Source organism: Shimia sp. NS0008-38b (assembly GCF_040370365.1).
Taxonomy (GTDB): domain Bacteria; phylum Pseudomonadota; class Alphaproteobacteria; order Rhodobacterales; family Rhodobacteraceae; genus Shimia.
Window position 1 is genome coordinate 1,152,012 of sequence record NZ_BAABWQ010000001.1, and the last position, 15,997, is coordinate 1,168,008.

At 56.7% G+C, this 15,997-nt stretch carries 19 protein-coding genes; 10 read left to right on the top strand and 9 right to left on the bottom strand.

The genetic code is table 11. The features are described from left to right. Nucleotides 1–28: 28 nt before the first annotated feature. Together ABWV47_RS05590 and ABWV47_RS05595 are read right to left on the bottom strand one after the other, a co-directional pair. Entirely contained in the window at nucleotides 29–244 is a 216-nt protein-coding gene (locus ABWV47_RS05590) for a type 2 periplasmic-binding domain-containing protein (protein WP_353309267.1), read from the bottom strand. After that, nucleotides 166–867 carry a LysR family transcriptional regulator gene (locus ABWV47_RS05595; RefSeq protein WP_353309269.1) on the bottom strand — a complete coding sequence of 234 codons (702 nt, stop codon included), beginning with the start codon at nucleotides 865–867 and terminating at the stop codon, nucleotides 166–168. Before ABWV47_RS05595 ends, ABWV47_RS05590 begins: the two co-directional genes overlap by 79 nt. 100 nt (nucleotides 868–967) lie before the next feature. On the opposite strand from ABWV47_RS05595, the gene ABWV47_RS05600 reads away from it, so the two are divergent. Together ABWV47_RS05600 and ABWV47_RS05605 are read left to right on the top strand one after the other, a co-directional pair. Beyond that, nucleotides 968–1,378, top strand: coding sequence for a VOC family protein (locus ABWV47_RS05600; protein WP_353309272.1), 411 nt, complete (start codon nucleotides 968–970; stop codon nucleotides 1,376–1,378). Next, nucleotides 1,375–2,304, top strand: a complete 930-nt coding sequence (locus ABWV47_RS05605; protein ID WP_353309275.1) for a 2-hydroxyacid dehydrogenase — start codon at nucleotides 1,375–1,377, stop codon at nucleotides 2,302–2,304. Before ABWV47_RS05600 ends, ABWV47_RS05605 begins: the two co-directional genes overlap by 4 nt. 72 nt (nucleotides 2,305–2,376) lie before the next feature. On the opposite strand, the gene ABWV47_RS05610 is transcribed toward ABWV47_RS05605, so the two are convergent. Both ABWV47_RS05610 and ABWV47_RS05615 read right to left on the bottom strand, forming a co-directional pair. Further along, a complete protein-coding gene (locus ABWV47_RS05610) occupies nucleotides 2,377–3,168 on the bottom strand; it encodes an SseB family protein (protein WP_353309277.1) in 792 nt (263 codons plus the stop codon). Beyond that, entirely contained in the window at nucleotides 3,165–3,746 is a 582-nt protein-coding gene (locus tag ABWV47_RS05615; protein WP_353309279.1) for a uracil-DNA glycosylase family protein, read from the bottom strand. Before ABWV47_RS05615 ends, ABWV47_RS05610 begins: the two co-directional genes overlap by 4 nt. Nucleotides 3,747–3,831: 85 nt before the next feature. Between ABWV47_RS05615 and ABWV47_RS05620 the strand changes: the two genes are divergently transcribed. From ABWV47_RS05620 to ABWV47_RS05650, 7 genes are all read left to right on the top strand, one after another. Beyond that, the gene (locus tag ABWV47_RS05620; RefSeq protein WP_353309282.1) at nucleotides 3,832–4,176 is read left to right on the top strand and encodes an ArsR/SmtB family transcription factor; all 345 of its coding nucleotides are present in this window, start codon (nucleotides 3,832–3,834) and stop codon (nucleotides 4,174–4,176) included. Then, a complete protein-coding gene (locus ABWV47_RS05625) occupies nucleotides 4,169–5,203 on the top strand; it encodes a permease (RefSeq protein WP_353309285.1) in 1,035 nt (344 codons plus the stop codon). Before ABWV47_RS05620 ends, ABWV47_RS05625 begins: the two co-directional genes overlap by 8 nt. A 304-nt stretch (nucleotides 5,204–5,507) precedes the next feature. Further along, nucleotides 5,508–6,167, top strand: a complete 660-nt coding sequence (locus ABWV47_RS05630; protein WP_353309288.1) for an ABC transporter ATP-binding protein — start codon at nucleotides 5,508–5,510, stop codon at nucleotides 6,165–6,167. Then, nucleotides 6,145–7,914 carry a KpsE/RkpR family capsule polysaccharide export protein gene (locus ABWV47_RS05635; RefSeq protein ID WP_353309291.1) on the top strand — a complete coding sequence of 590 codons (1,770 nt, stop codon included), beginning with the start codon at nucleotides 6,145–6,147 and terminating at the stop codon, nucleotides 7,912–7,914. The genes ABWV47_RS05630 and ABWV47_RS05635 overlap by 23 nt, the downstream gene beginning before the upstream one ends. Next, the gene (gene kdsA, locus ABWV47_RS05640; protein ID WP_353309294.1) at nucleotides 7,914–8,747 is read left to right on the top strand and encodes a 3-deoxy-8-phosphooctulonate synthase; all 834 of its coding nucleotides are present in this window, start codon (nucleotides 7,914–7,916) and stop codon (nucleotides 8,745–8,747) included. The genes ABWV47_RS05635 and kdsA overlap by 1 nt, the downstream gene beginning before the upstream one ends. 32 nt (nucleotides 8,748–8,779) lie before the next feature. After that, a complete protein-coding gene (locus ABWV47_RS05645) occupies nucleotides 8,780–10,276 on the top strand; it encodes a phosphomannomutase/phosphoglucomutase (protein ID WP_353309296.1) in 1,497 nt (498 codons plus the stop codon). A 44-nt stretch (nucleotides 10,277–10,320) separates the two neighbouring features. Next, the gene (locus ABWV47_RS05650) at nucleotides 10,321–10,893 is read left to right on the top strand and encodes an NYN domain-containing protein (protein ID WP_353309299.1); all 573 of its coding nucleotides are present in this window, start codon (nucleotides 10,321–10,323) and stop codon (nucleotides 10,891–10,893) included. A 44-nt stretch (nucleotides 10,894–10,937) separates the two neighbouring features. On the opposite strand, the gene ABWV47_RS05655 is transcribed toward ABWV47_RS05650, so the two are convergent. Beyond that, nucleotides 10,938–11,150 (bottom strand): helix-turn-helix domain-containing protein, encoded by a 213-nt coding sequence (locus ABWV47_RS05655; RefSeq protein ID WP_353309302.1) that lies wholly within the window; start codon nucleotides 11,148–11,150, stop codon nucleotides 10,938–10,940. A 9-nt stretch (nucleotides 11,151–11,159) separates the two neighbouring features. Continuing rightward, a complete protein-coding gene (locus ABWV47_RS05660; RefSeq protein WP_353309305.1) occupies nucleotides 11,160–11,669 on the bottom strand; it encodes a hypothetical protein in 510 nt (169 codons plus the stop codon). A gap of 155 nt (nucleotides 11,670–11,824) precedes the next feature. Between ABWV47_RS05660 and ABWV47_RS05665 the strand changes: the two genes are divergently transcribed. Further along, nucleotides 11,825–12,199 (top strand): YMGG-like glycine zipper-containing protein, encoded by a 375-nt coding sequence (locus ABWV47_RS05665; protein WP_353309308.1) that lies wholly within the window; start codon nucleotides 11,825–11,827, stop codon nucleotides 12,197–12,199. A 77-nt stretch (nucleotides 12,200–12,276) separates the two neighbouring features. On the opposite strand, the gene ABWV47_RS05670 is transcribed toward ABWV47_RS05665, so the two are convergent. The 3 genes from ABWV47_RS05670 to dut form a co-directional block, all read right to left on the bottom strand. Next, the gene (locus ABWV47_RS05670; RefSeq protein ID WP_353309310.1) at nucleotides 12,277–14,289 is read right to left on the bottom strand and encodes a M3 family metallopeptidase; all 2,013 of its coding nucleotides are present in this window, start codon (nucleotides 14,287–14,289) and stop codon (nucleotides 12,277–12,279) included. A gap of 168 nt (nucleotides 14,290–14,457) precedes the next feature. Further along, nucleotides 14,458–15,513 (bottom strand): HesA/MoeB/ThiF family protein, encoded by a 1,056-nt coding sequence (locus ABWV47_RS05675; protein ID WP_353309313.1) that lies wholly within the window; start codon nucleotides 15,511–15,513, stop codon nucleotides 14,458–14,460. Then, nucleotides 15,513–15,980 (bottom strand): dUTP diphosphatase, encoded by a 468-nt coding sequence (dut, locus tag ABWV47_RS05680; protein WP_353309315.1) that lies wholly within the window; start codon nucleotides 15,978–15,980, stop codon nucleotides 15,513–15,515. Before dut ends, ABWV47_RS05675 begins: the two co-directional genes overlap by 1 nt. Between the last annotated feature and the right edge of the window lie 17 nt (nucleotides 15,981–15,997).

Genomic DNA, 15,997 nt, shown 5'->3' on the forward strand with positions numbered 1-15,997 from the left:
ATTTTGGGCGTGGCTCAGCAAGCTGAGCCTAGACATCCAACGTATGAAGGGTTTGCCGCAACAATTCCATCACCGGTCGACGGCTGTCGCGCGCCCAACTCAACAGGCCCACCTCGCGGCTTGTTTCAGAGAGAGGCCGAAACGAAAGATTTGGGTGGTGACGCTCTAACCCGCCCCACCGCGGCAAGACTGCCTGTCCAAGGCCATCTGCCACCATTTGCGCGAGGATTTCCACAGCATCCATGTCACAGAGCACCTGTGGCGTTGGCGCATGCGCAAGCAATGCACGCCAACACAACGCTCCCCCCAGGCCGCGCGGCTATAAACCAAAAACGGCATGCTCTGAGGTGTGCCTGGCTTTTGAAGAAGACCAATGGGTTGCTGCGCCAACACGTCAAACCGCATGGTTTTGGGCAAGGCAAACGGCGGCGCAACCAACACCCCCGCATCAAGGCGTCCAGCCTCAAACTGGGCGAAGACCTCAGCGGAACTCGCCGGGCTGAGCATAAGCTCAACCTCGGGGGCATCACGGCGCAACTGCTGGATCAACGCCGGGCCAAAATCACTCAACGCGGTTGAAATCGCCCCAAGTCGGAGCGGCCCGACCAAACGTTTTTCGGCCAATCGACCTTCCAGTCCTGATCTGAGGATCACCATCTGGCGCAGGTCTGACAGTAAAGCTTCGCATTCCGGGGTCGCAGACATGTATCGCCCATCACGCACCAACAGCGGCACGCGCATTTGTGCCTCCAGTGCAGCCACCCGCTGTGATGCGGCGGCGGGTGTAATGGCTTGTTGGCGGGCAGCTGCCGCCAGAGAGCCCTCTTCAATTGCCATCAGGAGCGTTTCGACAAACCGTATATCCATAGTTTTTCTTATGTTTGAATAATCAAAAATAAGCTAGACTAAATTGAGGGGGCCTTTTACGCCTAGGCCAACGCCATTTCTTGCACAAACAGGACCCCTCATGAGCATTTTTCACCTTGCCTACAACGTGCGCGACCTAGATCAGGCCCGCGCCTTTTACGGCGACCTGCTAGGCTGCAAAGAAGGCCGCAGCACTGACAGCTGGGTCGACTACAACTTTTTCGGCCATCAACTGTCGCTTCACATCGGCGCGCCTTTTGCCACAGCCGCCACCGGGCACGTCGGCGACCACCTTGTGCCAATGCCGCATCTTGGGGTGATCCTGCCCAAAGCCGAGTGGGATGTTCTGGCCCAGCGCCTGCAAGATGCAGGGGTTGATTTTGTGTTGGCACCCTTTACACGTTTTGCAGGGGAGCCGGGCGAACAAAGCACAATGTTCTTCCGCGACCCTTCAGGGAATCCAATCGAAATCAAAGGCTTTGCCGATATATCCGGAGTGTTCGCCACATGATCAACATCCTGTTTGCCGCCACAGAAGAGCGCTGGGCCGACTATGAAGCGCCGCTGAAGCGCGCCCTGACCGATGCAGGTCTTGCGGCAAATTTGCGTCAAGATTTCCCACCTGAGGACGTCGACTATATCGTCTATGCGCCCAACAGCACAGTACAGGATTTTACGCCCTACACACGGTGTAAAGCCGTGCTCAACATATGGGCCGGGGTGGAAAGCATCGTCGGCAACACAACCCTGAACATCCCACTTGCACGTATGGTCGACCCCGGCATGACCCAAGGTATGATCGAATGGGTCTTGGGTCATGTGATGCGCTATCATTTGGGCATGGACCGCAACATCCTTGTACAGGACGGCACGTGGCAGCCCCATGTTCCACCTTTGGCGGCCGAGCGCCGCGTGACGGTGCTTGGCATGGGCGCATTGGGCAGCGCTTGCGCGCGCACCATAGCTCAGGTGGGTTTTGACGTGACCGGTTGGAGTCGCGGTCCCAAAACCGTCGAAGGTGTCTCATGTCTTCATGGCGATGACGGGCTGGCTGAGGCTCTTGAGCGCGCTGACATTCTGGTGCTCCTTCTGCCGAAAACCGCAGCGACCGAGAACCTGCTGAATACCGAACGTCTCGCACAAATGCCAAAAGGGGCAATGATCATCAACCCGGGACGCGGGCCGCTGATTGACGACGACGCATTGCTGGCAGCACTCAAAAGCGGCCATATTGCCCATGCGACGTTGGATGTGTTTCGCATAGAACCGCTTCCTGCAGACCATCCTTATTGGGCACATCCCAATGTCACCGTGACGCCTCATATCGCCTCAGAAACACGGGTGAGTACGGCAAGCCAGGTGATTGTTGAGAACGTGCGGCGTGGAGAGACCGGTGAGCCGCTTTTGCATTTGGTTGACCGCAGCTCAGGATACTAGAGGTAAGCGGCCTAGGCGCAGCCTCTTTTGTCGCTGCGCCACCACGCTCAAGCATCTGAACGCATCGCGTCTTTAACGCAACTTGGGCGGCTGATCCGGATTACGGCCCGGCGCGGCTGGCGCATGCTCTTGCGCCTGCGGTGGCTCTGGCAAATCAAAACGCAATCCCGCACGGGCGAGCTGTGCGGCCACGGGATCCGTTGCGGCAAAGAACCCCACATCCAAAGCACCGGCCTCAATGCCTGAAAATGTGAGCACCTCACTGACGGCCTGCGCCAAGGCCTCTTCCGCTCCGGGCATCGCTTCGACAAAACCCAACATATGAGAACGCATACCGCTTTCATATGTTGTGCCCACCAAGTAAGCCATTTTGGCCAACCCGGCCGTGGTCGACAGTTTTGTATCAAGCGCCGCAATGAGCTGTTCTGGCAGTCCCGCAGGAGCCAAGAAACTCTCGATTTTGGCCTCTACCTCTTCGGGCGCATGGGTCAGCGTCTCTGACAACCACCCCAACGCCTCATTGGGGATCAAAATCGCCGAGGGTGCCACTTCTGGGTTCACCGCCAGACCAATGCCTTGGCCTGCAAGCATGTTTGCAATCGCCCGCCCCGACAGGGCAACGTAAGGCGCCGCACGCCCAACAAACTCTGACAGCCGCTCCTCCGTATCAAACACCAGCACAAACCGCGCGTCAGAGGTTTCAAACACCTCCGGCGCAATCTTGTCGTTCTCAGGCTCTTTCTCGAGTAAAAGAAACAACTCTGCATCCGCCAGCCGCTCGTAAAATCGCAGGCGCGCGGCATCGTCCTGGGTGGCGGCCTCCATGGAGGCATGCGCCTGATCAAGTGGGGTCAGATCGCTCATGACAGAGCCTCCTTTATACGGGTCTGTAGAGACGGCAAAAGTTGAGCCTCAAACCACGGATTCTTTTTCAACCATGCCGTATTGCGCCACGAGGGATGTGGCAAGGGAAAGACGTTAGGGGCAAAATCTCGCCACGCCGCCACAGTGTCGGTGACACCAACCTTTGTGCCGAGATGCCACTTTTGCGCGTAGCCGCCAATCACCAATGTCAACGGGATGTCTCCCAGTTCGTCCATCACCATCGCGCGCCATGTTCTGGCACAAATCGGCGGCGGCGGAAGATCACTGCCTTTGGCGTTATAGCCCGGAAAGCAAAACGCCATGGGCACGATGGCAACACGTGTTTTGTCATAAAATTCAGACGGTTCCACACCCATCCACGCCCGCAATCGATCACCGCTTGGATCGGTGAACGGTCGACCGCTTTCGTGCACGCGCGCGCCCGGGGCCTGCCCCACCACCAGCACCTTGGCGCCCTGTTGAAACCACGCCACGGGCCTGGGGTGATGCGCGGTGGCGGTTGCTGCAAAGCGATCAGCACAGATGTTACAGGCACGGATTTTGTCACTCAAACTCATGCCCTCTGATACCCGGCAGAAGTTATTTCGACAATTATCGAAATAAAAGCTTGCGCGACTCATTTATTTCGATATTTTTAGAAATATGAAACACACTGATCCCACAGATATCTCATTGGAGCGCGCAGCCTCAACTTTTGCGGCGCTGGGCTCTGAACAGAGGCTTTCGGTTCTGCGCTGCTTGGTGCGCGCAGGCGAAGAAGGCCTCTCAATCGGCGATCTTGGACAGCGCAGCGGCGTCACCGGATCCACCTTAACCCACCATATGAAAATCTTGGCCCAAGCAGGGCTTGTGGCCCAAGTGAAACAAGGCCGCTCGATCATCTGCGCCGCCGTTGCGTATGGCGCGGTGCAGGAGCTCTCCGAATTCCTCCTCAAAGAATGCTGCGCAGACAGCACCAGCCCAGACAAGGACCATTCCCATGGCTGATACCACTCAATCCCCCTCTCCCTTTGGAGCGCGGCTTGCCAAAGTCGACAAAGCCTGGCTTGCAGTAGTGCTCATCTTGTTGGCTGTCGCCATTCTGGACACCCCTCAATTTGTCCCAACCGTGGCCTTTACCGCCGACGCGCTCCTGCACACCGCTCCCTTCATTTTATTTGCCGTATTTGCGATTGGGTATTTGAAAGCCACCGGCGCAGAAAATCTGTTGGCCAAAGCTTTTGAGGGACGTGAAACCCGCATGATCCTCTTCGCGGCTTTGCTTGGCGGGCTCTCACCGTTTTGCTCATGTGAGGTCATCCCCTTTATCGCCGCCTTGCTTGCAGTGGGCGCGCCGCTCTCAGCTGTCATGGCGTTTTGGCTTGCCTCCCCCCTGATGGATCCGGCGATGTTCGCGATCACTTCGGGCACGTTGGGCTATGAATTTGCGATTGCCAAAGCCGTGTCAGCCGTTGGTCTGGGGATGCTTGGTGGTTTTGGCACCATGCTGCTGAAATCAACCCCTGTGTTCACTGATCCCCTGCGTGAAAAGCCGCAGGTTGGTGGCTGCTGCGGCGTGAAGAAACCGTTCTCTGCGAAACCAGAATGGAAGTTTTGGAAGGAAGAAGAGCGGCGCAGTGTTTTCCGCGACACCTCTCTGGAGAACGGCTTGTTCCTGCTGAAGTGGCTGACGCTCGCTTATGTGATCGAAGCTTTGATGCTCACCTATGTGCCCGCTGAATGGATTGCACAGGTGCTGGGCGGCGAAGGCTTCCAACCGATCCTGCTTGGCGCTTTGGTGGGGGCACCGGCCTACTTGAATGGCTACGCAGCGGTACCACTTGTTGCCGGCCTTTTGGAACAGGGCATGTCAAACGGTGCCGCGATGTCGTTTGTGATCGCAGGAGGGGTGAGCTGTATCCCCGCAGCGATCGCGGTCTGGGCACTGGTAAAGCCACGCGTTTTTGCAGCCTACATGGGCTATGCGATGCTTGGTGCGCTGATCGCTGGCAGCGTTTGGCAAACCATCGCATAACCTCTGCGCATCACCCCTTAAGACCTCTCATCACCGGCGCAGCTCAGGCTGCGCCGGCTTGCGTGTGGCGCCCGTCTGCCTTGGTCCGTTTTTGGCAATTGAGCCGCACCAAACCTTAACATGTGAATTTTCACCCGCATTTCCGTTGCAATTTTCCACATTTCTCGCTGCAATCCAGCTTCAGAGAGTTGCTAAGCCCCCTCCTGATCACCCATAGTGACGCAAAACGCCGACAGAGCGTTAACCTTGGTGTCTTATAGTGTCATACTGTACAGACACACATGAGCAGTTTCAGGAGCAGTGCATGCTCGAGTTTGACAATGTGAGTAAGTCCTTTTGGACCGGCACGCAGCGCAAGGTGATCCTTGAGCGTGTTTCGTTTCGCGTTGAACTGGGCAATTCTCTGGGCATTTTGGCGCCCAACGGCACCGGCAAAACCACTCTGATCAATATGATGGCGGGGTTGGAAAAACCGGATGAAGGTGTGATCCGCCGCGATTGCCGCATTTCCTTTCCGCTTGGCTTCATGGGCGGCGTTGTCAGCAAACACACGGCCGTGGAAAACAGCCGTTACATCGCGCGGCTCTATGGGCTTGACCCGGATTACGTCGAAGCCTTCTGTCGCTGGCTGTGCAATCTTGGGGAATACTTCGACCAACCGCTTGGCACCTATTCGTCCGGCATGCGCTCCCGCTTCACCTTCGCTCTGATGCTGGCGCTTGATTTTGACATGTACCTGATCGACGAAGGCATGCCCTCCTCCACCGATGTGGAGTTCAACAAAAAAGCAGGCGACGTGCTCCGTGAACGCCTGCGCACCACCACTATTGTTATCGTGTCACACCAGCCTGACGTGCTGGAAAAATTTGCTCGTTCCGCCGCAGTGCTGATGAACGGCAAGCTCTATATGTTCGACACCTTGGAAGAGGCAAAGCAGCTCTATGACTACCAAACCCAAGGCTAAGAAGTTCCGCATCCGCAGGTCGGAATCCTCAGCGGCCCCTGCCGCCGCCATGGCTGAACAACCCGCGGTCGCAAGCGGCACCGATGGCCCTGCGGCCCCCATGAGCCCACCTGCCCCCGCTCAGACCCCCGTGGAACATCCTCAGGCGCAGGCGCGCCCACCTCAGGGTGCGCAGCCTCCCGGCCAGCCCCCCCGCGCCATGAAACTGGCGACACCGACCCCCAAGCGCGCGCCCAAAGCACAGCCGCAGGCGACCACGTCCCCCACACAGGCCGCACCAAAAGCTGCAGCCAATCCCCCCACGCCCCAAGGTGCCGAAGCTGCAATTGACGCCATCAAAGGCGAAGGGTTGACCGGTCGCCAGCTGCGTATGGCACGCCGTATGGCGCAGAAAAATGGCCTTGCGGCCACCTCTGATTACGACGCTGTGCGCCTATTGCGCGAGGCAGGTATTGATCCGTTTCAGCGCACAAACATGCTGGATTTGATACCCTCTGACAAAAATCAGAAGCAGGTTGCGGGCGGCCGTGTGCAATTGCCGCAAACCATGCCCATTGGACAGGCAAACCTGCCCTCCACTGAGACCATGTCGCCCTCAGAAATGCGCGCGCTGGAAATTGGCGAGATCCAAAAGGACATCGCACGCCGCCGCCGCCGCCGCCTATTGCTGTTGCTGGCGCGTCTGTCAGCCTTTGTTTTTCTACCCACGGCGTTTGCCGGCTGGTATTTCTTTTCTGTCGCCACGCCGATGTATTCCACAAAGTCCGAGTTCCTGATCCTGCAAGCGGACAACGCAGGTGGCGCCGGTCTTGGCAGCCTGTTGTCGGGCACACAATTCGCCACCAATCAAGACAGCATCGCCACCCAAAGCTATCTGGCCTCCAAAGACGCCATGTTGCGACTTGATCGGGACGAGGGTTTTAAAACCACGTTCAGCCAGCCCAACATCGACCCTATTCAAAGGCTTGATACCGACGCGTCCAGCGAAGACGCCTATAAAATCTACAAAAAATACGTGAAGATCGGCTACGATCCCACAGAGGGCGTGATCCGCATGGAGGTTTCCTCGCCGGACCCGAGCACCTCCGCACGTTTTGCCCAAGCGCTGATAGGATATGCGGAAACCCGGGTGGACGACCTGTCCCAACGCAAACGCGAAGATCAGGTCAGTGATGCCCGCGAGAGCCTCAACAAAGCTGCCAGCGACCGGCGCGACGCTCAAGCTGCACTTGTGTCCCTGCAGGAAACTTCTGTTCTGGACCCTGAAGGGTTGATTGCATCCTTGCGGCAACAAATTTCCAATGTGCAGATCCAACTGCAAGAAAAAGAGCTGCAACTGGCCGCGCTGGAAGACAACACCCGCCCCAACCAAGCCCGGCTAGAGGGCGTGCGTGGCGATGTGGGTCGTCTGCAAAGCCTGCTATCTCGGCTGGAAAGCAAAATGACCGAAGCCACCGCTGGGGAAAGCTCGCTTGCGCAGAAAACCGCGCAAATCCAAATGGCCCAAGCCGATTTGGCAACCGCGGACGTTCTGATGCAATCCGCCCTGCAAACGCTCAAACAAACCGAGTTGGAGGCCAACCGTCAGGTCCGGTACTTGACCACCTCGGTGGAACCTGTGGCCTCTGAGGACCCGTCTTATCCACGCAGCTTTGAGAACACAGTCTTGGCCTTCCTGATCTTTTCAGGCATCTATCTGATGATTTCGCTCACCGCGTCCATCCTCAGAGAACAGGTGTCCTCGTAATGAAACATGTCAAAGTTGGTGATCTCGCCATAGGCAATGACCTTCCCCTGACGGTCATTGCTGGCCCATGTCAGCTGGAAAGCAAAGACCACGCTGAAATGATCGCGGGCACGATGAAAGAGGCCTGCGCAGCAGCGGGCGCCCAATATGTGTTCAAGGCGAGCTATGATAAGGCCAATCGCACCTCACTTTCGGGGGTGCGCGGCTTGGGCATTGAGGCTGGTCTGGCTGTACTGGATGGCATCCGCCGCGACTTTGGCGTTCCGGTCCTGACCGATGTGCACACCGAAGAACAATGTGCCGTGGCCGCTGAGGCCGTGGATATTCTGCAAATCCCCGCCTTCCTGTGTCGCCAAACCGACATGCTCTTGGCCGCAGGCAACACCGGCGCCGCGGTGAATGTCAAAAAGGGACAGTTTCTGGCCCCTTGGGAGATGGGCAATATCGTCACCAAGATCGAGAGCACGGGCAACACCAACATCCTGCTGACGGAACGAGGCACCTCTTTTGGCTACAACACGCTTGTGGCGGACATGCGCTCCCTGCCCCAAATGGCCAAAACCGGCTACCCGGTGGTGATGGATGCCACTCATTCCGTGCAACAACCCGGCGGCCAAGGCGGCAGCTCTGGCGGGCAACGTGAATTCGCCCCGGTCATGGCGCGGGCCGCTGTGAGTATTGGAACTGCTGCTGTTTTCATCGAAACGCACCAAGATCCGGACACGGCACCATCTGATGGTCCAAATATGATCCATCTTGACCAAATGCCTCATCTCATTGACACATTGATGCGCTTTGATGCGCTGGCAAAAGCCCACCCGATTCAGATTTGACCAAGACCATTTAGAGCAAGAAAGACACTTTCATGAAAAAGCCATCGCCTGACGTGCGCCCAAACACCTGGGAATTCCTGCGTGACCCGATGATCGCCCCCACAGGGTTTCGCGAATATGATGCCCGCTGGCAGTACCCAGAAGCGATCAATCTTCCCGGCATGACTGCGCTTGGCTTCGGCCTTGGCACTCAGATGCGCCGCAGGGGTATTGAGCCTGTGATCGCCGTTGGCAATGACTACCGTGATTACTCCGTGGCCATCAAAATGGCACTGATCGTTGGCCTTATGAAGGCCGGCATTCACGTGAAAGACATCGGCCCGGCGTTGTCCCCAATGGCCTATTTTGCGCAATTCCATCTGGACGCGCCCGCGGTGGCAATGGTCACCGCCTCTCACAACCCCAATGGCTGGACCGGCGTGAAAATGGGTTTTGAAAAGCCACTGACACATGGCCCCGATGAAATGGGCGAGCTTCGCGACATTGTGCTCAATGGCGATTTTGATGCCCATGACGGGGGCAAACATGAAATCATCGATGGGGTACGCGAAGCCTACATTGACGATCTGGTTGGCGATTTCAAAATGTCGCGCCCACTGAAAGTCGTCTGCGCAACGGGCAACGGCACCGCCGCCGCCTTTGCGCCGGAAATCTTCAAACGCATTGGGGTCGAGATTGTCGATAGCCACTGTGATCTCGACTATACCTTCCCGCACTACAACCCAAACCCCGAAGCCATGGAAATGCTGCATGACATGTCAGACAGCGTGAAAAAATCTGGCGCCGATTTGGCGCTTGGGTTTGATGGTGATGGTGACCGCTGTGGCGTTGTGGACGACGAAGGCGAAGAGATTTTTGCCGACAAAGTTGGCGTGATCATGGCCAAAGACCTTGGCAAAATTTACCCCAACGCGACCTTTGTAGCAGATGTGAAATCCACCGGGCTCTATGCCGCTGACCCTGACTTGTTGGCGACCGGTGCCAAAACCGATTACTGGAAAACCGGCCACAGCCATATGAAGCGCCGCGTACATGAATTGGGCGCCTTGGCCGGCTTTGAAAAATCCGGCCACTACTTTCTCGCGGAACCAATCGGGCGCGGCTATGACTGCGGCATGCGGGTTGCAGTTGAGGTCTGCAAAATGCTGGACCGCAACCCAGACATGAAAATGTCAGACATGCGCAAAGCCCTGCCCAAAACATGGTCCACACCAACCATGTCCCCCTATGCTGCTGACACCGAGAAATACGACATTCTTGAGCGTCTGGTGGCCAAGCTTGTCGCAAAATTTGAGGCCGGTGACACCTTTGCTGGTCGTGCCATCAAAGAGGTGGTGACCGTGAACGGCGCGCGCGTGATTTTGGACAATGGAAGCTGGGGTCTTGTACGCGCCAGCTCCAACACACCAAACTTGGTGGTGGTGATCGAAAGCAACGACAGCGAAGAAGAGATGCGCGCCATCTTCGCCGACATTGATGCGGTTATCCGCACCGAACCCGGCGTGGGCGACTACGATCAGACGATCTAAAAGGCTCGATTTTGCGTGTGTACCTCGCAATTTCTGTATTTTTTGTGGCGGTCGCCATTGTGACCGCCGCAACCATACAACTCAACATCATCCCGACGTCTATTGCCCTTGGCGCCGCAAGTGTGGCCTCAATGCTGATCGTTCTTCTGCTAACAAGGCGGCGCAAGCGACCTGAAGCGGCGCCAACCAGCTCGGCAGACATGCTCATCGTCGATGGCTCCAACGTGATGTTCTGGAAAGAAAACACGCCCGACATTCAAACCGTGCAACGGTTGGTTGACCATCTCCGAAACAAAGGCTTCAAAGTTGGCGTCATCTTTGACGCCTCCGCAGGTCATGTGCTTTTTCAGCGCTACATTGACGACGATGAGTTCGCCAAGTTATTGAAATTAAAAACCGACGAGTGTTTTGTCGTGCCCAAGGGCACAATTGCGGACGCATACATCCTACAGGCAGCACGGGATCTGGATGCTGGGGTTGTGACAAATGACCGTTACCGCGACTGGGTGGATAAGTTTCCCGAAGTCCGCACGCCAGGATTTCTGATTGGAGGACGCGTCCAGAACGGCGCCTTTGCTCTGAACAGTCAGATTGCGGCGCCAACCAGCTCCGCCTGACCAGGTCGCAGCACACCTCACCATCCCGCGATCAGTGTCTCTGCCTATGTCTCCTCCGGTTCATATTCCAGAATATCGCCCGGCTGACAGCCAAGGTGTGCGCAGATCGCCTCTAATGTATTGAAGCGTATCCCCTTCACCTTGCCTGATTTCAGCAGGCTCAGGTTGGTTTCTGTCAATCCAATCGCCTGCGCCAGCTCGCGCGAGGTCATCTTGCGTTTCACCAGTTCCATATCAAGGTTGATGCGTATCGGCATGAGATCTCCTCAAAGGAATTGGCTGTTTTCATCGGCAATGTCTTGGGCCTGCCGCAGCGATTGACTGATCGCCAGAAACACCACCGCTAAAACCAGAAACACGATCTCGATGTCCAGCGGGAACAGCTCTGACGTTGGGCGTTGTTCTGCTGGCAGGTGCAGTGTCAGCAACACCGGCAACAGACTCAAGATCACTGTGTTGCTCACCCAAAACGCCATAAACGCATAGGCGCAGCGCCGCAGATACAGCGCCAACGTCGCAAAGCCTCTTGGATCGCGCAGCACCAAAATCCTGTCCAGCGCCCAAAACGCAGCCGCCAAACACCCCAATGCCAACAGCATCATGCCCAACCCAACAATCAACGCCCACATAGGCGCCACAGGCGTATCAAGTGGCAGCTCAAGCGTGTCCATCAGCATCTCTGTCTCGCCAAGAAACGCAGTGATCCACAAAACGGCCACCCCAAAACTGAACACCAAAATCGTGACCAACATGGCCAGACGGGCAAGTAATTTCATGTTTTTGCTCCAAAAGTTGTTGCGCCTCACTAAATCAATTAAACAAAACATGCAATGTTTTTCGTAAAACATAAAACTTTCCGCTTGAAATGAAAAACAGCCAGCCTTAGATAGCCGCCATCACAGACAAGACTGATTTCAAAAAGGACTCACCCATGACACACAACACGCTGACCGTTTGCTTGCTTGCCTCCATCACCCTTGGCTTGGGCGCTTGTACTTCTCCTGTTGATCGCCCCCTCACCGTGGACGGTACGCGCAACGCTCATTTTGATGGCGACTACAACGCCTGCCATGCGCAAGCGGCCTCCTTCACCAACGGCGCAGGCATGCAATCCGCCGCAGCAGGTGCCGCAATCGGCGCGGCCATTGGCGCGCTTGAGGCGGATGATGAATGGGAAGGCGCCTTGGCCGGGGCCGCCATTGGCGGGTTGGTTGGCTCCGCAGAAAACGCCTCTGCAACGGAGGATGAGCGTCGCAACGTCCTGATCCGCTGTATGCAGAACCGCGGCCATGACGTGATCGGCTAAGCCCAGAACGACCGAGGAAAACCCGCGCCAATATTCTTGGCGCGGGCTTCATTCAAATGCTGAGGTTGTTGGCCGCGTTAGGCCGCCAAACCGCGCCCCTTCAAAAGCGCGTCAACGCCGGGCAACCGCCCACGGAACCGCTTGTAAAGCGCTGCAGCGTCTACCGATCCCCCCGTGGACAAGATATGAGTTTCAAGCGCCTTGGCGGTTTCAGGGTCAAAGGCGCTTCCGGCCTCTTCAAAGGCTTCAAACGCATCAGCATCCATCACCTCAGACCACATGTAACTGTAGTAGCCAGAGCTGTAGCCATCCCCAGCAAACACATGCGCAAAATGCGGTGTAGCATGGCGCATGGTGATCGCAGCAGGCATACCCAGCTCAGTCAAAAGTTCGGCTTGCTTGGCAATTGGGTCACTCGGTGCATCCCCCTCATGGAACGCCAAATCAACCAATGCTGATGCCACATATTCCACGGTTGCGAAGCCCTGATCGAAATTGGCCGCGCCCAGCACTTTCTTGAGCATCGCCGCGGGCATCGCCTCGCCCGTGTCTGCATGGGTGGCAAATTCGGCCAACACCTCTGGCACCTCAAGCCAATGTTCATACAACTGGCTTGGCAGCTCTACAAAATCACGCGCCACCGAAGTGCCTGAAACACTTTCATAGGTCACATTGGACAACATCTGATGCAATGCGTGGCCAAATTCATGGAACAGCGTGCGCGCGTCATCATAGGACAACAACGCCGGATCAGCCTTTGCAAAATTGCAGACATTGATCACAACCGGCCCCTGCACCTCTGGGAATTTCGCTTGTCCGCGCATCGCAGAGCACCAAGCCCCCGAGCGTTTTCCGCCTCGTGCGAAATAGTCTCCAATAAACACCGCCACATGCGCGCCATCGCGGGTCACTTCCCAGGCACGGCAATCGTCGTGATAGAGCGGCACGTCCAGTTCTCTGAACTTAAGCCCAAACAGCTTGGTGGCACAGTCAAAGCTCGCCGCAATCATCCGGTCAAGCTGCAGATACGGCTTTAGCGTCGCCTCATCCAGATCATGCTCTGCCTTACGACGCTTTTCCGCATAATAGCGCCAGTCCCAAGGGGCCAAGTCACCATTCACACCATCCGCATGCATCATCTCGGTCAACACCGCCGCATCAGCCTCGGCCTGCGCTTTGGCCGGGGCCCAGACATCCATCAACAAGCCGCGCACAGCTTCCGGCGTCTTGGCCATCTCTGTTTCCAGCTTGTAGTCAGCAAAACTGTCGTACCCCAACAGCTGTGCACGCTCTTGACGCAGCGCCAAAATCTCACCCGCAATGGCGCGATTGTCGGTCTCACCCCCATTGGCGCCGCGTGCCACCCAAGCTGCAAAAGCCTTCTCCCGCAAATCGCGGCGGGGTGAGAATTGCAGAAACGGCACAATGATAGAACGCGATAAGGTCACAACGGGCCCACCGGCCTCTTTCTCCTCACCTGCGGCCCGCGCTGCATCGATGGCAAAGTCGGGTAATCCCTCCAGATCACCTTCTGCCAGCGGCATGAACCACGACCGCTCGTCCGCCAAAAGGTTCTGCGTGAACTCTGTGCCCAACACGGCCAAACGGCCTTTGATCTCTTTCATGCGATCGTCATCCGCGCCTTCCAGCGCTGCGCCACCGCGCACAAATCCACGATGGGTTAGCATCAGGACCCGCTGCTGCTCTTCACTCAGATCAAGGGAGTCCCGCGCCTCCCAAACAGTTTTGATCCGGCCAAACAGCGCTTTGTTGGCCGAAATCTCTGCCGAATGCGCCGCCAGCTTTGGCGAAAACGCACGCTGCAGATCTTCGCGCGCCGGGTTGCTGTCGGCGCCGGCCACGGAGAAGAACACCGACAGCACTTTGTTCAGGCTTTCACCTGCAACTTCCATGGCCTCAATTGTGTTGGCAAAGCTCGGCGACTCCGCACTGTCGGCAATGGCATCAACCTCGGCTTTATGTGCAATCAAAGCCTCCTCAAAGGCGGGGGCAAAATCGGTGTCTGAAATTTTGTCAAACGGGGCCAATTTGAACGGGGTGTCCCAGTCGGACAGAAGCGGATTTGTCATCAGGTGAATCTCCTTTGCGCATACCCTAGGCACGCCTCTCAGAAGGTGCAATCCGCCTCGCCTGATCGTGCATTTATGAACGCAAACATGCCGAGATGAGCATTCATGTGCACGCATCGCCACAGCTGCAAAACAGCCGAGATACAGACGCAATACCGACGTCGAAAATCAGCGTTTTTTGCCGCCACAGGTCGGACAATCCGCACGGGGTTTTAGCCCAATTTTTCGGGTCTCTCCCCACAGCGCGTCATAGATCATCATCTCGCCGCGCAACGCAGCCCCTGCACCGGTGATGACCTTAATTGCCTCTGCTGCCATCATTGTGCCCACCACACCTGGCAAGGGCCCTACCACCCCAGCCTCTGAACAACTTGGTGCCAGTTCTGGGGCAGGCGCTTCGGGAAAAATACAGTGATAACAGGGCGTTCCATTGGCAACATCAAAAACGCTCAATTGGCCTTCCCATTGTGAAAGCGCCCCTGAAATCAAAGGCTTGCCTTGAGTCACGCAAACCTCATTGACCATATATCGCGTGTCAAAATTGTCTGTGCCATCCAGCACCAGATCGTATTCCCCAATGATTTCTTCTGCGTCATCTACGGTCAAACGACGCGGATAGGGCACCACCTCCACAAAGGGGTTCTGCGCCGTCATCGCCTCTGCCGCCGACAGCACCTTTGGTGTCCCAATTGCAGCATCCGTGTGGATCACTTGCCGCTGTAGATTGGAATTGTCGACCACGTCGTCGTCCACCACCCCAATACGCCCCACACCCGCCGCCGCCAAATACAGCAAAACTGGCGATCCAAGGCCACCCGCGCCTACAACCAACACTTTGGCATCTTTTAGTTTTTTCTGCCCTAGCCCGCCCAATTCACGCAACACAATATGACGCGCATATCGGTTTAGCTCTGTCTCACTAAACAGCTCCTGCGCCGTCTCTTCCTGCTCTTGCGCCGCCAGATTAGCATCCGCTTTTGTTCGCAACCGCTGCAAAATTGAAGAATAGGACAAGACAATCGCCACCACCGCGCCAAGGATCAGCCACATAGCCAAACTGCCGCCAGTTGCCACTGCCAAAGGATGCTCCGGCGGAAAAGCCACCTGCACCCCAATGACCGCAAGGTATAGCAATCCAGTCATGGTCCAGCGCGCGCTTTTGGGGGCGCCCGTCGCCCATCCAACGCCCCACAAACCTGCCGCCATTGCAAGCACCAACACCATCAGCTGATCCCCGTCGACCCAAACCCGCCCTGCCCGCGTTCGGTTTCGCTAAGATCTTGTTCTAATTCGAATTCTGCAACCACCACAGGCGCAACAACCATCTGCGCAACCCGCATCCCATGGCTGATTTTTATTGGTTTTTGCCCGGCATTCAGTACGATTACCCCCAGCGGGCCGCGATAATCGCTATCAATGGTGCCCGGACTATTTGGCAACGTCAGCCCCTGCTTTAGCGCCAGACCAGAGCGTGGCCGCATCTGCACTTCAAAGCCAACTGGGATCTCAAGCGACAAACCTGTGGGCACCAAAGTACGGTCTCCCGGAACAAGCGTTATCCCATCCCGCTGCTCTGGCGCGAAATTCGCCCGCACATCGGCGCCTGCAGCACCTGCGGTCTCATAGGAAGGCAGCGGCACATCTCTGTCCGCACCCGCCAACCATTTCAGTTTGATCGGCACGTTTGCCATCGTTTATCTACTCCAAA

Coding starts and splice junctions, on each gene's coding strand:
- ABWV47_RS05590 (WP_353309267.1), bottom strand. CDS start 244: ATGGATGCTGTGGAAATCCTCGCGCAAATGGTGGCAGATGGCCTTGGA.
- ABWV47_RS05595 (WP_353309269.1), bottom strand. CDS start 867: ATGGATATACGGTTTGTCGAAACGCTCCTGATGGCAATTGAAGAGGGC.
- ABWV47_RS05600 (WP_353309272.1), top strand. CDS start 968: ATGAGCATTTTTCACCTTGCCTACAACGTGCGCGACCTAGATCAGGCC.
- ABWV47_RS05605 (WP_353309275.1), top strand. CDS start 1,375: ATGATCAACATCCTGTTTGCCGCCACAGAAGAGCGCTGGGCCGACTAT.
- ABWV47_RS05610 (WP_353309277.1), bottom strand. CDS start 3,168: ATGAGCGATCTGACCCCACTTGATCAGGCGCATGCCTCCATGGAGGCC.
- ABWV47_RS05615 (WP_353309279.1), bottom strand. CDS start 3,746: ATGAGTTTGAGTGACAAAATCCGTGCCTGTAACATCTGTGCTGATCGC.
- ABWV47_RS05620 (WP_353309282.1), top strand. CDS start 3,832: ATGAAACACACTGATCCCACAGATATCTCATTGGAGCGCGCAGCCTCA.
- ABWV47_RS05625 (WP_353309285.1), top strand. CDS start 4,169: ATGGCTGATACCACTCAATCCCCCTCTCCCTTTGGAGCGCGGCTTGCC.
- ABWV47_RS05630 (WP_353309288.1), top strand. CDS start 5,508: ATGCTCGAGTTTGACAATGTGAGTAAGTCCTTTTGGACCGGCACGCAG.
- ABWV47_RS05635 (WP_353309291.1), top strand. CDS start 6,145: ATGACTACCAAACCCAAGGCTAAGAAGTTCCGCATCCGCAGGTCGGAA.
- kdsA (WP_353309294.1), top strand. CDS start 7,914: ATGAAACATGTCAAAGTTGGTGATCTCGCCATAGGCAATGACCTTCCC.
- ABWV47_RS05645 (WP_353309296.1), top strand. CDS start 8,780: ATGAAAAAGCCATCGCCTGACGTGCGCCCAAACACCTGGGAATTCCTG.
- ABWV47_RS05655 (WP_353309302.1), bottom strand. CDS start 11,150: ATGCCGATACGCATCAACCTTGATATGGAACTGGTGAAACGCAAGATG.
- ABWV47_RS05660 (WP_353309305.1), bottom strand. CDS start 11,669: ATGAAATTACTTGCCCGTCTGGCCATGTTGGTCACGATTTTGGTGTTC.
- ABWV47_RS05665 (WP_353309308.1), top strand. CDS start 11,825: ATGACACACAACACGCTGACCGTTTGCTTGCTTGCCTCCATCACCCTT.
- ABWV47_RS05670 (WP_353309310.1), bottom strand. CDS start 14,289: ATGACAAATCCGCTTCTGTCCGACTGGGACACCCCGTTCAAATTGGCC.
- ABWV47_RS05675 (WP_353309313.1), bottom strand. CDS start 15,513: ATGGTGTTGGTGCTTGCAATGGCGGCAGGTTTGTGGGGCGTTGGATGG.
- dut (WP_353309315.1), bottom strand. CDS start 15,980: ATGGCAAACGTGCCGATCAAACTGAAATGGTTGGCGGGTGCGGACAGA.